We start from the raw sequence: 18,838 nt of genomic DNA, 5'->3' as shown, positions 1-18,838 counted from the left end.
CCAATCAATTACAAGTAAGTGATTCACACTTTTGAAGATGAAGTTAATTCACCACATAAAAAACATCTTACAACTCAACGCTCACACTCAAGCCTAGGCGATTATAGCGATAATCAATATCACGGTAGTTCGCCTCTAGTGACTGATAGTTGTAGCTTGCTTGCAAGCTTAACCGGTCATTGTATTGATAATTCAACTGCAATGTAGAGGATATATAATCTTCTTCTTGCCTGTTTATCGCTGTAAAAAATTGCTCTTGATTAAGCCCTACCGCAACAAAAACAGTTAACTGCTCGGTAACAGCATGCGCTAAATCAATTTGATAGCGTTGAGCTAAACGGTAACGGCTAAGCAAGCGATTGCTCTCATCAAATTGACGATCTGACACAACGTGCATTTGTGTAAAGTCAGAAGGTCGCCAAGTATAATCAAACTGCCACTTAAATGCGTCATCATCACTTAATCGGCTATCTTCAAATTTAAGCTTTTGATAGCCCAGTAAAAAACTTAACTCGCTTATGACTGTAGTAGACCATTTAATACCAACTAAACCGGTCAGACTATCCCGATTAATCAGTGGCTCATTCGGGTACTCAATGGTTTTATAATCGATATCAAATGCCAGATAAGTTTTACCTGATAAGAGATAATCAAAGCTCGAATTTATGCTTAGCACCTCGGTATCAAGCTTACTTGTGAAGTCACGTCGTGTGGTAAATTCGCCCTCATCGTAAGCAACATTAACCCTTAATTTAGCCTGTGATGCTGTTGTGCCATATTCATAACCGGCATGAACACCAACATTTTTCTTTTCATCACCTTCAGATAAGCTTTTAGCCTCACCTAAAGATAAGCCTTCACCGCGATAGACATAACGATTAAGCCAAAGAGCTGTGATATAAAAACCTTGATTTTGACTAAACTTAAATTGATATTTTGGCTTGAGAGTGAAATTGGTATGTTGGTCATTTTCAAATTGTTCAAAAAAATGCCCTGTTACATTAGCATCGAAATCAAATGCCGACTGTTGCATTTTTGATGTTAATGCCAAGTCTGATGACAGGGTATAATATGCCGTACTTTGTTGATCACGAGTTTGATACAAAAAATTATCAATGTAGCCAGCTTCTACAGCTAAATTAAATCGAATATTATTATCTGCCTCTGCATGAACCAAAGCACTAAAAGCAACAAATATTGCAGCAATAGTGATAAAGCGAGAGTATTTCATATCTCAGATTTGCCTGTTTTTATTATTTTTATTATTTTTTATTTTTTATTTTTTATTTTTTATTTATTAAAACTATCGAACTCGAGATTAATTACCTAGCTTTAATAGTCGATAGTATGCACAAAAAACCAAACTTTGTAATCATCTGTTATCAACTTGTAACAGTTATCTTTGCTTTTGACAATAAAAAACGCCAGTCAGTTAACAACTGACTGGCGTTTTTCTCTGGACTTTTTCTTTATCTCGTTACTGTAAGAATCATTATATAGCTTTAGTGAAAGCTTTCGACTTACGCTGAATATTATACATTTTTTGTTTACCTTCAGGCAGTTGATCAATAGCTTGTTCACTATAACCCTGTTCAATAAACCAATGAGCACTGACTGTAGTTAGTACAAAAATTGACATTAAACTTTGCCTTTTAGCCGCCTGCTCAAGCGCTTGGATCAGCCGAATGCCTCGATTACCACCACGATAATCAGGATGAATAACCAAACAAGCGATCTCACCTGTTCTTGCTTCTGGATAAGGATAAAGCGCCGCGCAGGCAATAATGACCTCTTCCTTTTTAATCACCGTAAATCGATCTATTTCAATTTCTAACAACTCACGCGAACGTTTAACTAACACGCCTTCTTCTTCCAAGGGCGCTATTAGCTCTAAGATCCCCCCAACATCATCAATACTGGCGGCAGATAATTGTTCCTGATGATCTTTAGCAATCAAAGTACCTGCGCCATCACGGGTAAAAAGCTCTTGTAGCAAGGCGCTATCACTGGTGTAACTCACACAATGACAGCGTTCAACACCTTGTTTGCCACACTGTATAATGGCTTTTAGCAATAGTTGCTGTACATGATCTTTTTGCTCGGCAAGTAAATTACTAACGGTTGCCACACCACAACTGCGAATCAAGGCACCTTTGCTATCTAACAAGCCAGTATGTTCGGTCAGGGTGATTAACTTATCTGCCTTTAGTGCTATCGCTGTTTTAGCGGCAACATCTTCTAATGCTAAGTTAAACACCTCGCCTGTCGATGAATAACCCACCGGCGACAATAGCACTATCGAGCCAAAATTTAGCTGAGTATTGATACCTTCGGCATCTATACGGCGTACTAAACCGGTATATTTAAAATCAATACCGTCACGCACACCAATAGGTTTAGCAATAACAAAGTTGCCCGTACTCACGCGAATTTGCGCACCATGCATCGGCGAGTTAACTAAACCCATGGTTAGCAATGCTTCAATATGAATGCGTAGTGAGCCGGTAGCATCTTTTACTGCCAGCAAGGTTTTTGCATCAGTAATACGCACATTGTCAGCAATGTTTTGTGGTATCGCTTGAGCAATCACCCGTTCTTCAATTTGGGCACGGGCACCGTGTACCAGGACTAATTTAACCCCCAAACTTCTTAGTAAAGCAATATCATGAATGATATTAGCGAAGTTCGCGTGCTGTACAGCTTCGCCACCAAACATTAAAACAAAGGTTTTACCTCGGTGAGCATTAATATATGGCGCGGCATTTCTAAACCACTTTACATTATCTTCATTACTATTCATGGTAGGCAATCACTAACTCTCTAGCTCGTCGGCACTAACAACACAACGATCAACAATATATTCCATCGCAACCTCATCGGCAGGATCTTTATATGGACTTTGCTCACTATCCTCAATGATATTGTCCGCTAAAGAATTTTTATCGATTAAACTAAAGCCAAGTTCAGTGAAATATTGTGGAATATAGGTTAAAACAATAATCTTTTGTAACTCAATTTGATGAGCAAAACCAAGTAAGTATTGCACCAGTGCTTGCCCTTGCCCTTGACGTTGAGCGGCTTGGTCAACCACTACTGAGCGTATTTCAGCTAAACCGGTTTGATAAATATAAAGTGAAGCACAACCCACTACACTACCGTCAATTTCAGCCACGACAAAGTTTTGAATGTCGTGAATAATATTGTCACGACTGCGTGGCAAGATCTCGCCTTTTTCAGCCCAGTAACTTGTTAAATGATAAATGCTATTAACATCCGACATTCTAGCTCGACGAACTGATAATGCCGCAGCACGTTGTGCGTTTAAGCGCTGTTTAACTTGCTTTAAAGCGACTTTTATTTGTTCTTTGCCAGGTGCACCAACAACTTGTTCATTCAATATTTCACGATCACCGGATTGAATATTATCCAGTGCTTTTTGTACCTGACTACGTGATGTTCCACCTAGAGCCTCACGTTTATCGAGTGTCGATTCAATCGATAAGTGTTGGTAAACATCTTGTTCTATGCGGTCACTAAAGTCTTGTAGTTGCGTTAACGTGAGATCTTCTAAAGGTACACCTTTATCGATTGCCGCAAGTACGACCTCACCTACAATATGATGCGCTTCACGAAACGGAATATCTTTACTGACCAGATAATCAGCTAACTCAGTTGCATTAGCATAACCTTGTTGAGCCGCAGCTAAGGTCCGTGAACGGTTAACCTTTAAACCGTCAGCAACTAATACCGCCATCTCCATACACTCTTGCCAAGTATCTAAAGCATCAAAAAGCCCTTCTTTGTCTTCTTGCATATCTTTGTTGTAGGCAAGCGCTAGTGCTTTCATAGTCGTCAACATACCGGTCAGCGAACCAAAAACGCGTCCAGCTTTACCACGAATTAACTCACACGCATCTGGGTTTTTCTTTTGCGGCATAAGTGATGAACCAGAGCTAACTAAATCACTCATTTCCACAAAGCCTGCTTCGCCAGAGTTATAAAAAATAAGGTCTTCGGCAAAGCGTGACAAATGCATCATAGAAATACTGGCAGCAGCGAGTAGTTCAATAACATGGTCTCGGTCAGACACAGCATCTAAACTATTCAATGTTGCGGTTCTAAAACCTAACTTTTGCGCTAAGTTATTTCTATCAATTGGGTAAGCTGTTCCTGCCAAGGCACCAGAGCCTAAGGGCGACACATCTAAACGATATAAGGCGTCTTTTAAACGACCAATATCACGGTTAAACATTTCAACATACGCTAAACACCAATGACCAAAGGTTATCGGTTGAGCTCGTTGTAAATGGGTATAGCCCGGCAATACCGTGTCTTTTTCACGTTCGGCCAAGTTCATCATGGCTTGCTGTAAATTCACTAGGGCAAACAATAATTCTCCACCCGTTTCTTTACACCATAGCTTTAAATCGGTGGCTACTTGGTCGTTACGACTTCGTCCAGTGTGTAATTTCTTACCTAAATCACCGGTTTTTTCTATTAAAGCAATTTCAACCCAACTATGAATATCTTCAGCATCAGAGCCGAGAATCTGCTCTGGGTTTGCTTCAACAGAAAGCTTTAATTCGTTTAATGCCTCGGTAAGTTCAGTTAGCTCACGCTCATTAATGATCCCGACCGAATGAATGGCCCCTGCCCATGCCATAGAGCCAACAATATCCTGCACTGCCATACGGTAATCAACAGGCAATGAATCATTAAATTTTTTAAATTGTAAACTTGGCTGCCCTTTAAAGCGTCCGCCCCATAATGCCATAGTAAATTTCCTTGAAACTGTTATTGATGATTATTTATCATTGCTAATGACTGAGTCAGCTTGTTTTAGTGCTGTAATGCGACTCGACAAACTAAACAGACGAATAAAACCTTCTGCATGTTTTTGGTCATAGACATCATCAGCGCCAAAGGTGGCAAACTCTTCAGAATATAAGCTATTAGGTGAGCGGCGTTGTGTAACCTGTGCCATCCCCTTAAACAATTTAACAACAACATCACCGGTTACTTGTTCAGCGAAGGAAGCTGCAGCGGCGAGCTGAGCCTTAGCTAACGGAGTAAACCAGCGACCATCATAAATAACGTGAGAAAATTCATGACCAACGGCTTCACGATATTTCAGCGACTCTTTATCTAGTATTAATGACTCTAAACCTTTATAAGCTGCCATTAACACCGTACCGCCAGGGGTTTCATAACAGCCACGTGATTTCATACCCACTAAACGATTTTCTACAATATCAATACGGCCTACACCATGGGCAGCGGCCTTTTCATTTAACAACATTAAAGCTTGATAAGCTGACATCGGCTTGCCATCAACGGCAACCAATTCACCTTGTTCAAAACTTAGCATGACTTTGCCGGCTTCATCAGGCGCATCTTGTGGATCAACCGTCATGGTCCAGACTTCTTTTGACGGCTCACACCAAGGGTCTTCAAGTTCACCACCTTCATGAGAAATATGCCAAGCGTTGGCATCGCGGCTATAAATTTTCGTTAATGAAGCTGAACAAGGAATATTACGTTCAGCTAAGTAATCAAGTAGGTCTTCACGTGAAACCATATCCCACTCACGCCACGGCGCAATTACCGTTAGCTGTGGTGCTAAGGCAGCAAAGCATGATTCAAAACGCACTTGGTCGTTTCCTTTACCTGTACAACCGTGACAAACTGCATCGGCACCCACTTTTAATGCTACTTCAATATGGGCTTTAGCAATAACTGGCCGTGCCATTGAGGTGCCTAATAAATACTGACCTTCATAAACAGCTCCCGTTTTGATAATCGGGTAAATATAATCTTTTACATATTCTTCTTTTAAATCGACAACATGACACTCAGACGCACCTGAAGCAATGGCTTTTTCTTTAATACCTTCAAGCTCTTCATCGCCCTGACCGACATCAGCACAAAAGGCAATGACTTCACAGCCGTCATAATTTTCTTTTAACCAAGGGATAATGGCTGAGGTATCTAAACCACCTGAATATGCTAATACTACTTTTTTAATGTTTTTCTTTGCTGCTAAAGCCATGATTTATTCCTTCACAATATGTTGTTTTCAGTTTAGCCAACAACGAGTAACTGGCTAAACTAATTATGTATTTAAAAATTTAATCGAATATCTACTGAATAATAAGGAGCACTAATCCGCCAGCAAGCTCACTAGTACAGCATTCTGTGCCCACATGCGGTTTTCAGCGGACTGAAAAGCTACTGACATCTCACTATCAAATAACGCGGTGGTGATTTCTTCTTCTAGATGTGCCGGCTGGCAATGCATTACAATACTAGCACCCACTTCTGCCATTAATTGATGATTCACTTGGTAATCGGCAAATTTTTCTAGTATCGCGGCTTTCTTACTTGAGTCTTCATCACCCATAGATATCCAAGTATCAGTATAGATTGCATCTTGCTGCCCTATTGCTTGCATATCACTGGTTAAGGTTAGCTTTGCCCCTGACTCTTGGCAAAACTGCATCGCCTTGTTAACCATTTCTGCATCGGGACCATGTCCTTGTGGACAAACTAAGGTAAAGTCTAAACCAATTATTGCCGCCATCAGCATTAACGAGTTTGACACATTATTAGCATCACCAATATAGGCTAGCTTCACTGCTGAAAGCTCTGGGAAATTTTCCGCTAAAGTGACAAAATCAGCCAATGCTTGACACGGGTGATACAAATCACACAAGGCATTAATCACTGGCACACTGCCATGCTCGGCCAATTGCTCTATCGAGCTATTATCAAAAACACGCGCGACAATAGCATCAGCAAAACATGAAAGGTTTTTAGCATAATCACTCACCCGTTCACGCTCGCCTAATTTGCCATTTTGCTGACCTAAGTACAGGGCGTGACCACCCAATTTATTAATGCCAATATCAAAGCTAACATGGGTTCTCAAAGAAGGCTTTTCAAAAATCATCGCCACAGATTTTCCTGCTAAAGCTTGCTGGTATTTTTCCGGCTGCTTCTTAATATCACGTGCTAGAGTAATTAAATCGAGAATTTGTGCTTTACTAAGCTGATCATCAGCTAAGAAATGTTGTAAGTTCATGTTTTATCCTGTGCGAAAAATAGTTAACGAAATAAATTAACAGCCATCTGGCTGTATACGAGTGCCAATATTGACACCGTTGAGCAAATCAACAATTTGCTCTGGCGATTGCCAACTGGCAACCGCGATACTTCGTCGTAATTTATTAGCCGCTTGTAATGCTGCATTGACCTTAGCGGTCATACCACCAGCAATAACACCACTATCAATTAATTGCTTAGCTTGTTGATTATTTAAGGAAGTTAAATATTCACCAGTAGTGCCTTTAACACCATTGACATCAGTCAATAGTAATAATTCAGCATTCAGTAGCTGGCAAACAGCGACCGCAGCGTCATCGGCATTAACATTAACCAACTCACCATTTGCCAATGCACCAATGGAAGAAACAATAGGTAGAAAGTTAGCCTTAAGTAAGGTATCTAATAAGGCACTGCTATAAGGCTTTGGCTCACCAACTTGACCTAGTTGTAAGGGACTCAACTGACATTGCACCATTTGACCGTCAGTTAATGACAAACCAACCGCTGGTAGCTGCAAACTGGCTGCTGTTGCGACAATGGCTTTATTAACGCTACCGGCTAAAGCACCACTAATAATCGGCATATGCGCTTTCGGTGTCACCCGCAGGCCATTTTTTTTCTCAGTAACTAAACCCGCTTGAGATAGCATTTCGTCTACAACACAACCACCACCATGTACAATGACTACAGGTTGTTCATCTAAGCTGGCGATCACTTTGAGTAAAGCCGTTAATGCTGAGGTATTCCCTTGGTTGTAGCCATCTAAGATAGCGCCACCAATTTTGATCACTACCGGCTTTTTCATAATGTACTCGCTGTTGGCAATAAACTATATTGACTAGGTAGATCTAAACAAATATTAGCACATTGAATAGCTTGTGAAGCCGCACCTTTTAATAAGTTATCAATAGCACAACTCACTACAACCACTTGCTTGTTTTCATCAACTTGCCAATGAAGATCAGCAAAAGGCGTGTAGGCAACATTATCAATTTTTGGCCATGCCGTTACTAATCTCACTAATGGCTTATTTTGATAGGCTTGGGTAAATGCAGCATCAACTTGTTCAGCACTTACTCCTGCTTTTAATTGCAAGGTTATCGTGACTAATAAGCCACGCTTATATGGTGCTAGATGAGGATTAAAAATAACTTCGGCATTAGCTTCTTGGCTAATTTCAGGCTGATGTCTATGCTGAAGAATATTATAGGGCGTTAAACTCACTTCATAAAAACTGGTTGCTAAAGAAGCTTTTCTTCCGGCGCCACTAACACCGCTAATACCATTGACCACGATCAACGAGTTTTCTACATGCAGATTATTAGTGGTTATAGGCTTTAAAGCTAACAAACTAGCGGTTGGATAACAGCCAGGCACAGCAATCAAATCACTACTGGCGATTTCATTTGCTTGCCACTCAGCTAGGCCATATTGCGCCAACTGCAATGCCTCTAATGATTGATGCTCAAAGCCATAATGAATAGGATACTGCTCAGCATCTTTCAAACGAAAGCCACCAGATAAGTCAAACACTTTGATATCGGCATCAATAAAGGCTTGCGCCCATTGGGCACTAAAGTCATGTGGTGTGGCAAAAAAAACAGCATCAATATCATGATTGTCGATATTAATCTGCTGCTCAAACCATTGTGCAGAAAAAGCCTGCAAAGGCAAAGTACATAGTCCCTGCCAGCGAGCATGTAATTCAGCAAAAGTTTTACCGCTAGCATCACTATTTTCAGATACCAACAAATGTTGAATTGAAATTTTATCATGCTGTATTAATAAACCAATTAATTCAGCACCTACATAACCACTTGCACCAATCACTATGACGTTCATTTACTTACCATTCTATTTACGATTAGAAACTAAGCTTACGCTGTTAATACGTAAGTTTTGCAATTCTATTCAACTTTAACTAATTATTATCTAGCTATGACGACCAAAAAGGTGATATTACCTAGAAAACATGACTTACCAGAACCTACATTTGACCTTATCTTCGTCGCTTAGTTGAAAGCATTACAAATATTTTCATAGTGTGATTTAATTAGGTTGTGTACATTATGATGCTAAAGTATCACTATATAATTAGTTATGCAACTAATTAGCATAACTACCCATAATAATTTGGATTATTGGATATCATGAACAAGCAAAATAAGCACTTACCTAACTTTACTCAAGCCATCAGTCAGTTAATTGCCTTACCTAGTATCAGTTCTTCACAAGCTAGCTGGGACCAAAGTAACCAAGCGGTGATAAATTTGTTATCCGCTTGGTTTGAAACTTTAGGTTTCACTATTACCATTCAAGCCGTACCCGGTGTGAAAGGTAAATACAATATGCTAGCAAAGCTAGGTTCAGGTCACGGTGGCTTATTACTTGCTGGCCATAGTGACACAGTACCCTTTGATGAAAACCGTTGGCTTTCAGATCCATTACAAATTAATCACAAAGATGACAAACTTTTTGGCCTCGGTACATGTGATATGAAAGGATTTTTTGCATTTATTTTGCAAGCTTGTCAGCAACTAGATATAGCATTATTGAAGAAGCCATTATATGTTTTAGCAACGGCAGATGAAGAAACGACCATGGCTGGCGCACGATTTTTTGCTGATAGTGACATGATTAAGCCTGATGTCGCTGTTATCGGCGAACCAACAAATTTAGTGCCGGTAATTATGCATAAAGGTCATATGTCTCATAAAATCAGTATTAAAGGTCAGGCGGGACATTCAAGTAAGCCAGCTAATGGCATTAATGCCATTGAAATCATGCATCAAGTGATTAGCGAGTTATTTAAGCTGAGAGAAAAACTCAATCTCAGCTATCAAAATGAAGCATTCGATGTGCAAACACCAACCATGAATTTAGGCGCCATTCACGGTGGTGACAATGCCAATAGAATTTGTGGCCATTGTGAACTTGATATTGATATGCGTTCACTACCTGGTATGAAAGATCAAGAGCTTGTTTCATGGTTATCAAAAGCTCTGCAGCCAATCGCTGAAAAATACCCAGCAAGGTTAACGATAACCGAGCTTGATCCAAGTTCCCCTAGCTTTCAACAAACCCCCGAAAGTGAATTAGTACTTACCGCCGAGAAGTTTTCCGGCCATAGCTGCTGCGCAGTAAATTACGCAACAGAGGCGCCTTTTATTCAACAATTAGGTTGCCAAACAATCGTGATGGGACCTGGTTCGATTGATCAAGCACATCAACCTAATGAATATCTTGCTGACAGTGAGATTATTAAAACCGAACAGCTGCTCGCTCAACTCATTCAACATTATTGTTTCTAGCTAAAACACTCGCTGTCAGGCTTACAGGAGTATTAAAGAAAATTTCATTTCCTTAAAGTAGCGACGCCTTATGTCCTGACAGTTTAATCAGCACATAAGGCAAACGAGTTAACGGCTGCGATTCCAAAGTTTTTGGTTAGTTTTCATTGAAAAGTACTCCCCTGGTTGCCAACAGCGCGGCAACAAATCAAGTTTTTTACGCTCAAGATAATTTGATGACAACAATTCTAAAATTTCATTCAGCCTTTCTTTATTGATACTTGAAAACGCTTTTGCTGTTTCTACAAAGTACAAATTGCTGTTTTTTTTAACCACTAAATCATGGCCATAGCCAATAAAGGTTAAACTTCTAGTTGCCATACGGCATTTAGGTTCGCTAACATTTGCGGGATAAAGTTGATTAACTATCGCGTATTCATAACGAACTTCTTGCTCAACATCTGCCGGGATATAAATCACTCCAAATCCTTGCGGAAAGTCCCCGGTAATTTGATATAAAGCATCAACAATAGGACGACTACAACTACCACGTTCAGCATTTTGGTATAACGCTTGATAAACTTTTGGTAATAATTTGTAGTTATAGCTAGCTTTGGTTGATAAAACTATTGAAGTATATATTTGTGGAATTTTTAACAAATTTCCTATGCCTAACTTAGGATTAACACTACTTTTCAATAATTGCTTAACAAAACGTAATTTATTAGCTTCAGCTTTATTAAAAACATCTCGCTCTGTTTTAGAATTACCTAAATACATACTAACGCCAATACCATTAAGTAAATATTTCAGCGTTTCCCGGTAATTAATCTGTAACAAGGCTTTACGCTCTTCAACACTTAGCGTGCGATAACAATCTTGTTTACCGTCAACACCAAACATGATTTCTTGAGCATCAGGATGACTATTACCAATGTCTTGTAGAATAGCGGCCATTAATATTGGAATTTTAAGTCCATTAACAAACTTACTATAAGCCACTTCACTTTCACTGCGCAGCTCTTTAAGATTAAAGGTCGATATTTCAGCTAATTCTTGCTCTAAATATCGATCTGACAAGAGTTTTTTAAAGCAAACTTCATCAAGTAACCTTAAAGTTAGTACACTTTTGTATAATGGTTTACTCCGTTCGTTAACCGCCGCAACTTTACTACCTTCAGTCGGAGCTAATAGCTGAATAGTACCTAATAGTTGTGCTGATTTTCGGTTGCTTTCTGAAAAGCTATCACCTTCACAGAGCTCTATAATCTCTCGACAAATAGCCTGCAAGTGTTGAGAACGCTCATTACGCTCAAAGCGCAACTCTTGCAGATACTCTCGCTGCTCACGCTCAAGATTTTCTATCTTAGCTTTGCTTTTAGGATTAGCAATTTGTTTTAAATGCTCAATATCCTGTGTTAATTTTTCAAGTTTACGCTGAGAAAAATGCTCTAAATCGTAAAATGCAATCGCCCTCTCCAAGACAGAGTCTTTTAAAGGACTACGACCATAAATTTTATCAATGAGAATTTTTACCTGTGCAGTAAATTTAGTATCGCCCGTTAAATGTTTCGACATGAATTCCGTTCGCGTTAAATGATGCTTATTAGAGGGTATGACTTAAACCGTAGTTAAATAATATCTCGATTAGTTAATCACATCAATTTATCTGTTTATTATAATGCTTAACATTAACTAAAAATGTTTAAAATATAAGTAAATTGTCAATACTTGATCGCGACTGCGCATTAGAACATACTGAATATTCATTGGTTAATAAAATAGCAAAGCGGCATTTAAGGATAGCAATGAGCTCAAGTAACTTTAAAGAAACATTTAAAAGTGTAGGTGCGGCATTTTTCGGAGTACAGAGTGATAAAAACAGACAGCGTGATTTTACACAAGGTAAGCTTAGCCACTTTATTATCGCCGGCTTAATTGCCGTGGTGGTTTTCGTTACTGCACTTATAGCCATCGTTAGTTTAGTGTTACCTAGCTAGTGTTCACTGCGACACTTGATAAATTTTTATCAATCGCTAACGCTCACTGACAAAGAATTCTAAAGCGAAAGTTAAATTAGCATCTGGTAATTTTCAGCCTAAGCAAAGCTTTCACCAACTAATAGAGCACCAACAGTTCAGCAACTTTATTACGTTTACTGCCTTTTTGACTAATGGTTCGAGATACTTCTATCGAACGCTGCTTTTTTGCATGCTGATAAATCTTTCGTGTCCAAATAGTATCATGGTTGCTGATCAGTACTGATATATTACGTTTGTTGGTAACTTCTTCCGCGGCATTAGCGAGATCAGCTTGTTCATCTAAACCAAAACCATTACCTGAGTAACTGGTAAAGCTCGCAGTTTTACTGAGTGGCACATAGGGCGGATCACAATAAATGACATCCCCTGATTTTGCATGAGCAAAAGTTTGACGGTAACCATCACAGATAAATATTGCTTTTTTTGCTTTCTCGGCAAAATGATACAATTCAGCCTCAGGAAAGTACGGTCGTTTATACTTACCAAATGGCACATTATAGCCACCAGATTTATTATATCGACATAAACCGTTATAGCCATGACGATTCATATAAAGAAAAACTAACGATCTAAAATAGGGATCTGAGCTTGCATTGAACTCTTTACGTAATTGGTAGTATACCTCTGACTGGTTCTTTTCAGCGGTAAAAAATTGCCGAGCATCTTCGATGAATTTTTCCGGCGTTCGCTGTAAAATTCGATAAAGATTAACTAAGTCTTGATTAATGTCGCTAAGTAAGTACTCATCATAATCGCTATTTAAAAACACTGAACCTGCACCAACAAAAGGCTCAATCAAGCGATTTCCTTTTGGTAACATAGAGTTTATTACATCACTTAGCGCGTATTTTCCTCCCGCCCATTTTAAAAAAGCTCGATGTTTTTTCTTCATGATACCTACAAACCTAAAAATTCAACAACAGATAGCAAGCATCTGAAAAGTAAGCGGGGATTGTATCGTGAATTAATAGCAATCACATTAAATAATTCTACAACTTGATACATCAATGGGTTCACATAACTACTGTCCCAAATTCAGGTACACTAGGCTATATTTCCGTGCTTTTTAGTAAAGTTGATTATTTATGAATTCTCATGGCATGTCTTAGGTTACGTTTCAAACCATGTTAAACACTATGATTGAGTTCATAGAAAAAATTCTAGATAAGTAATCTTGCTTAACAAGCCTACACTTAGTTAGTTGTTATTTATTTTGTTGGGTTATGATTATTGCGAAGACAAGAAAGCATTAATTTCATTATTCACCACAGTAACCGACTTAAGCCATGGCTGGCGTTCTAATAATGCTTTTGGTAATTGTGATAAAGCAAGTTCCGCAGCAGGTCTTTCGGCATATACGGTACTTGTGATCACCACTACCGGCTTGTTATTCAATAAGCGTTGGTAAGCCTTATACTCGACACCGGTTAAGGTATCTAAAAACTTTTTCGGTAATTTTAACTCACTAAATGCTGCAATTTGTATCACATAACCTTTCTTATCAGCATAATAAGCATTATTTATTATTAATGGTTGCGGAGAGTGATTTGCCACTATCTTAGCTGCGGTTTTCTGCTCGCTTACGCTAACACTAGCTGCTGCAACATCGATGGATAAAACATCATCGACCTCAGTAGCCATTGCTAACATAATATCTGCAGGCGACGCCGGCAGTATTTCATTTTCCTTCGCTCGGTCAGATACCGGACTAGTTAAAGATAGATAAATATCTTTAGCTACCGCAGCGCTATGAACTTGTGTTTTTTCTGTTAACGAGGACGCTTTCGCGTCAGGGGCAATGGTACTATCAGCGATAAGTACCATTGTCTGTGGCTTCGCTAGTTCGTTCTTCAATAATATTTTTTCTTGATTATCGATCACTAACGACTTAGAAAAATTAAAACTATCTCGTTGTAATAAACTGATCACTAACACAGCAAAGCAAAATAAAAGCACTAATACGCTAAGCCACCATTTATTTTGCTTAATAAAAGACCATTTTGGCTGAGTATTCTTAAAAATTAATGCCGTGGTTGATAGTAGTTGACCTGACTGTGCTGATAACAATGCTAATTTATCATCAAACAGAGTTTTATTATCTGCAACCGTTTTCCCCGCTTGGGCAGAGCCGAACATCACAATATTAACATTCAAATTAGCTTTTTTGGCGATCGCTATTAATTGTGCCGTTTCATGTAATATTTGCAAGGAGAGATACTGTGCATTATCAAGGATAATACTAATCACTTGTGGTGATTTTTTCGCTAAATTAATCACACTCACAGCTAAAGATATTTCAGGATCAAATAACTCGCCAGCAGATAATTGCTCTATAATACGACAACGAATTTGAATATTATTGAATTGTGAAGAAAGTGAAATATAGGCGGCATTATGTTGTTCAGATAAACTTGCCAGAAATTGACCAGAAAGTGCGGCATTCTGCTCAACACTTTCATCAATCACTAAGATAGCTTGTTTTGAAAAGCGTAGAATATAATCTATGCGTGCATGGGCACTAATTTTAGTGACACTGGTGTTATCATTTGATAAGCCAATATTGTTTACTAACGCCGACATACTTCACCTATTCAGAGTAAATTATAGAATTTGTTGAAGCATTTCCTCACTAACATCGTCGTTAATTTCAGATTGGCCAATAGCGGTTGGAAGGATAAAACGCAGTTTACCTGCTAAGTTCTTTTTATCACGGCGCATATGACAAATAAATTCGTTAAAACCCATATTTTCTGGTGCAATTAACGGTAAATTAAACGCAGAAAGCAGTGCTTCAACACGACGAAGATCTGACACTTCAAGCAAATTCATTGCTACAGCTAACTTAGATGCAATTACCATACCAGCAGCTACAGCTTCACCATGTAACCATTTTCCATAGCCTTGGTCGGCTTCAATAGCATGGCCAAAAGTATGACCTAAATTTAATAACGCTCGAACACCTGCTTCGGTTTCATCTTCAGCAACAATATTGGCTTTGCATTGACAACAACACTCTATCATTTGCATTAATACCGTACTTTCACCCGCTTGAATTTCAGCAACATTATCTTCAAGCCAAGTAAAAAATTTACTATCACCTAGTATGCCATATTTAATCACTTCAGCCATGCCAGCATTAAACTCTCTAATCGGCAAAGTAGTTAACGTGGCCAGATCAATAAAGACCGCCTTAGGTTGATAGAAAGCACCTATCATATTTTTACCTAAAGGATGATTAACCGCTGTTTTACCGCCAACAGAGGAGTCTACTTGAGACAAGACGGTCGTGGGTACTTGAATAAAATCAATACCACGTTGATAGCAAGCAGCAGCAAAGCCGGTAATATCACCGATAACGCCACCACCTAATGCAATTAGCGTAGTGTCTCTACCATGGGTACCGGTTAATAGGTGTGACATTATCCGTTCAAAGTTTGCTAAGCTTTTTTCTGCTTCACCATCAGGTAAAACAATTTCATCAACGTCAAAATTCTTTAGGCTGTGCTTTAACTGCTCAATATAAAGTGGTGCTACAATGTCATTACTAACAATGCATACACGTTTACTACGGATATGACTAGACAGCAGATCACTATTGGATAATAGTCCGCTGTCTATATAGATAGGGTAGCTGCGCGTACCTAGTTTAACTTGCAGTGTGGTCATAGCTACGTCATTAAAAATCTAAACGTTCGACTATTTTACTTGCTACCACTTTGGCACTTTGATCATCCGTTTGCACGATTACATCGGCAATTTCTTCATATAACGGATTGCGTTCAACAGCTAAGTTTTCAAGTACTGTTCTAGGTTCTTCATCGGTTTGAAGTAGCGGACGACGTCTGTCTCGCTGGGTGCGAGCCACTTGTTTATCGATCGTTGTTTCAAGATAAACCACAATGCCGCGTGCGGATAAGCGATTACGTACTTGAGCACTAATCACAGATCCACCACCAGTTGCTAAAACAATACCTTGTTTTTCACTTAAATCCTCAATAACGGTTTCTTCTCTTAATCGAAAGCCTTCTTCGCCTTCAAGATCAAAAACCCACGCGATATCAGCACCGGTGCGACGTTCAATTTCTTGATCGGAATCAAAAAATTCTAGATGTAGCTTATCCGCTAATTCTCTACCAATGGTGCTTTTGCCTGCGCCCATCGGGCCTACAAGGAAAATGTTACGTTTTTCTGCCATTAGATTAATTAATACTCGTTTATTTATTACGTGAACAGGTAAGAGGGAACCCCCTCGAAAATTTCAAGGGCGCAATTATCGCAATTGCAATTGTTGGGTACAAATTGCAAGCATGTAAGATGAAAACACCACCTTACAGGCAAATTAACTTAAAATCTTTCTGTAACTATGCGTGGTGTAACGAATATTAATAGCTCTTTTTTCTCATTAAAGTTACTACTATTGCGAAACATCCAGCCAAAATAGGGAATATCACCTAAAACAGGGACTTTTGACACTGAACTAATAATTTGTTGCTGATAAATACCACCCAGCACGATAGTTTCCCCATTATTAACCAGTACTTGTGTGCCTATTCTTTGAGTATCTATTGCCGGCGCACTACCATTTGACACATCTGAAACAGTATCTTGCGTTACCACTAAGTCTAAAATAATTCTATCATCAGGAGTAATATGCGGAGTAACCGTTAAACTTAATACCGCTTTTTTAAACTGGGTAGAAGTGGCTCCGCTAGAAGCAGCCTCTTGATACGGAATTTCAACCCCTTGCTCAATATAGGCTTCCTTTTGATTAGCCGTAGTAATACGAGGGCTAGCAATAATTTCACCTTTATTTTCTTTTTCCATCGCACTTAATTCTAAATCAAGAATAGTACCATCGGCTAAGCGCGCAACTTGAAACGCGATACTACCGGCAGGGCTTGTCACAGGTAGATTAACATTTAATCGGTCGGTTAAATTAGGCACGATACCATTACCAGCATTATTGGCACCCGTAAGCGTACCTGAGGTTGAGGATTCACTGCCCGTATCTGTAACCCCCCAACGAATACCTAACTCTTCATTGATATTATCTTTTACTGTCACCATGCGTGATTCAATAATAACTTGCCGAACCGGTATATCTAAAACAGTCACCATACGTTTAATGTCTGCAATGCTATTAGCCGTATCACGAATTAGCAGTGTATTGGTTCTTTCATCAACACTGACGCTACCCCGTGCAGATAAAATGCTATTTTCTTCATTCTTAATTAACGTCGCAAATTCAACAGCTTTAGCATAATTAATTTGTACATATTCTGAGTATAGTGGGGCTAATTCTTCAACTTGCTGCTGTGCCTGTAAATCACGAGCTTCACGAGCGGCTAATTCATCGCTCGGCGCTACCATCAGAATATTGCCTTCCATGCGTTTATCTAAACCTTTAACCTTCAAGATAATATCAAGTGCTTGGTCCCAAGGTACACCATCTAAGCGCAAAGTAATGTTACCTTGCACAGTATCACTGGTCACTAAGTTAAAACCATTGTAGTCAGCAATAATTTGTAAAACGGTACGCACAGCAATGTCTTGAAAGTTTAACGATATTGCCCTGCCATTAAAGCTTTCTTCTTCACCAAGATAACCATCCTCTTGAACTTTACTCTTTACTGTTAAGGAGAATACATCGTTCAATTGTTGGTGTTCATAGTCAAATGCACCATTAATATCTACCACTAAACGAGCATTACGATCAGCCTTAAAGGTTTCAATACCGCTGACAAGAGTACCAAAATCAGTGACATCTAATTTATATATAAACTCTTCAAGAATTTCAGTGTTGTGAAATTCAATATAAAGTTTACCTAGTTTTTCACTGACATCGACAGCCACTTTGCTATCAATAAGCTTAATTAAAAGCTGCGCTTCATTTTGCGGGCTACGCTTGAAGTCAATATTGTCGATTTTATTAATATAACCATGGCTCAGTGGAATTAATTGCTTTACCGCTTTATCGACTTGCCCTGTATTGAGAGTTAAAGCAAAAGTATTATCTTTTTGGATAACATCAAAAATAGATAAATGCTGTAAATTAACATTGGCGACAACTTTACCGGCTATTTTTTGTATGACAATATTTGTCACCCCTGCATGTTCAATAAGAGTGTTGGCTATTACAGGGTTAAACTGTTCGGCATCAAAGGTGATACTAACTTGTGCAGGCGTCATTGACGTTGTTACTTCCGGCTGAACTAAGATCTTATCTGATAACTCAAAAACCAATTCAATTTCATTACTTTGGATAGTGTTATAGGTAAGTCCTGTTAGCTCATTAGCCCACGAAACAGTAGAGAGTACGCATAGATAAACCGCTGTTATTAACTTTAGTATTTTGCAATGTGTCATAAGATCATCATTTTTAATTTTATTAAATAGCAACAT

At 38.9% G+C, this 18,838-nt stretch carries 15 protein-coding genes; 2 read left to right on the top strand and 13 right to left on the bottom strand.

Annotation, left to right across the window (positions count from 1 at the left end; translation table 11 throughout):
• Window positions 1-67: 67 nt before the first annotated feature.
• The 7 genes from FGD67_RS12735 to argC form a co-directional block, all read right to left on the bottom strand.
• Window positions 68-1,231, bottom strand: coding sequence for an outer membrane beta-barrel protein (locus FGD67_RS12735; RefSeq protein ID WP_257171530.1), 1,164 nt, complete (start codon window positions 1,229-1,231; stop codon window positions 68-70).
• Window positions 1,232-1,492: 261 nt separating this feature from the next.
• Window positions 1,493-2,800 (bottom strand): amino-acid N-acetyltransferase, encoded by a 1,308-nt coding sequence (gene argA, locus FGD67_RS12730; RefSeq protein ID WP_257171529.1) that lies wholly within the window; start codon window positions 2,798-2,800, stop codon window positions 1,493-1,495.
• Between the two features lie 12 nt (window positions 2,801-2,812).
• Window positions 2,813-4,774, bottom strand: a complete 1,962-nt coding sequence (argH, locus tag FGD67_RS12725; protein WP_257171528.1) for an argininosuccinate lyase — start codon at window positions 4,772-4,774, stop codon at window positions 2,813-2,815.
• A gap of 30 nt (window positions 4,775-4,804) precedes the next feature.
• Window positions 4,805-6,049, bottom strand: coding sequence for an argininosuccinate synthase (locus FGD67_RS12720; protein ID WP_257171527.1), 1,245 nt, complete (start codon window positions 6,047-6,049; stop codon window positions 4,805-4,807).
• A 111-nt stretch (window positions 6,050-6,160) separates the two neighbouring features.
• A complete protein-coding gene (locus tag FGD67_RS12715; protein WP_257171526.1) occupies window positions 6,161-7,081 on the bottom strand; it encodes an ornithine carbamoyltransferase in 921 nt (306 codons plus the stop codon).
• A 36-nt stretch (window positions 7,082-7,117) separates the two neighbouring features.
• Window positions 7,118-7,909 carry an acetylglutamate kinase gene (gene argB, locus FGD67_RS12710; RefSeq protein ID WP_257171525.1) on the bottom strand — a complete coding sequence of 264 codons (792 nt, stop codon included), beginning with the start codon at window positions 7,907-7,909 and terminating at the stop codon, window positions 7,118-7,120.
• Window positions 7,906-8,946 (bottom strand): N-acetyl-gamma-glutamyl-phosphate reductase, encoded by a 1,041-nt coding sequence (gene argC / locus FGD67_RS12705; RefSeq protein WP_257171524.1) that lies wholly within the window; start codon window positions 8,944-8,946, stop codon window positions 7,906-7,908. Before argC ends, argB begins: the two co-directional genes overlap by 4 nt.
• Window positions 8,947-9,254: 308 nt before the next feature.
• On the opposite strand from argC, the gene argE reads away from it, so the two are divergent.
• Window positions 9,255-10,415 (top strand): acetylornithine deacetylase, encoded by a 1,161-nt coding sequence (gene argE, locus FGD67_RS12700; RefSeq protein ID WP_257171523.1) that lies wholly within the window; start codon window positions 9,255-9,257, stop codon window positions 10,413-10,415.
• Between the two features lie 108 nt (window positions 10,416-10,523).
• Here argE and FGD67_RS12695 read toward each other — a convergent pair whose 3' ends face one another.
• Window positions 10,524-11,972 carry a hypothetical protein gene (locus FGD67_RS12695; protein WP_257171522.1) on the bottom strand — a complete coding sequence of 483 codons (1,449 nt, stop codon included), beginning with the start codon at window positions 11,970-11,972 and terminating at the stop codon, window positions 10,524-10,526.
• A 230-nt stretch (window positions 11,973-12,202) separates the two neighbouring features.
• On the opposite strand from FGD67_RS12695, the gene FGD67_RS12690 reads away from it, so the two are divergent.
• On the top strand, window positions 12,203-12,394 hold the full coding sequence (locus FGD67_RS12690) for a DUF2970 domain-containing protein (protein WP_257171521.1): 192 nt from the start codon (window positions 12,203-12,205) through the stop codon (window positions 12,392-12,394).
• A gap of 118 nt (window positions 12,395-12,512) precedes the next feature.
• Here FGD67_RS12690 and FGD67_RS12685 read toward each other — a convergent pair whose 3' ends face one another.
• The 5 genes from FGD67_RS12685 to FGD67_RS12665 all read right to left on the bottom strand — a co-directional run bounded on the left by FGD67_RS12685 (window position 12,513) and on the right by FGD67_RS12665 (window position 18,838).
• Window positions 12,513-13,328, bottom strand: coding sequence for a Dam family site-specific DNA-(adenine-N6)-methyltransferase (locus FGD67_RS12685; protein WP_257171520.1), 816 nt, complete (start codon window positions 13,326-13,328; stop codon window positions 12,513-12,515).
• A 335-nt stretch (window positions 13,329-13,663) separates the two neighbouring features.
• Window positions 13,664-15,016: an SPOR domain-containing protein gene (locus FGD67_RS12680; protein ID WP_257171519.1), complete on the bottom strand. Its 1,353-nt coding sequence runs from the start codon at window positions 15,014-15,016 to the stop codon at window positions 13,664-13,666.
• A gap of 21 nt (window positions 15,017-15,037) precedes the next feature.
• On the bottom strand, window positions 15,038-16,102 hold the full coding sequence (gene aroB, locus FGD67_RS12675) for a 3-dehydroquinate synthase (protein WP_257171518.1): 1,065 nt from the start codon (window positions 16,100-16,102) through the stop codon (window positions 15,038-15,040).
• Window positions 16,103-16,112: 10 nt separating this feature from the next.
• Entirely contained in the window at window positions 16,113-16,631 is a 519-nt protein-coding gene (gene aroK / locus FGD67_RS12670; protein ID WP_257171517.1) for a shikimate kinase AroK, read from the bottom strand.
• Between the two features lie 149 nt (window positions 16,632-16,780).
• The gene (locus tag FGD67_RS12665) at window positions 16,781-18,838 is read right to left on the bottom strand and encodes a type IV pilus secretin PilQ (RefSeq protein ID WP_257171516.1); all 2,058 of its coding nucleotides are present in this window, start codon (window positions 18,836-18,838) and stop codon (window positions 16,781-16,783) included.

The organism is Colwellia sp. M166 (assembly GCF_024585285.1).
Taxonomy (GTDB): Bacteria; Pseudomonadota; Gammaproteobacteria; order Enterobacterales; family Alteromonadaceae; genus Cognaticolwellia.
Note: the sequence above shows the minus strand (reverse complement) of the source record. Positions and strands in the feature narration are given on the sequence as shown.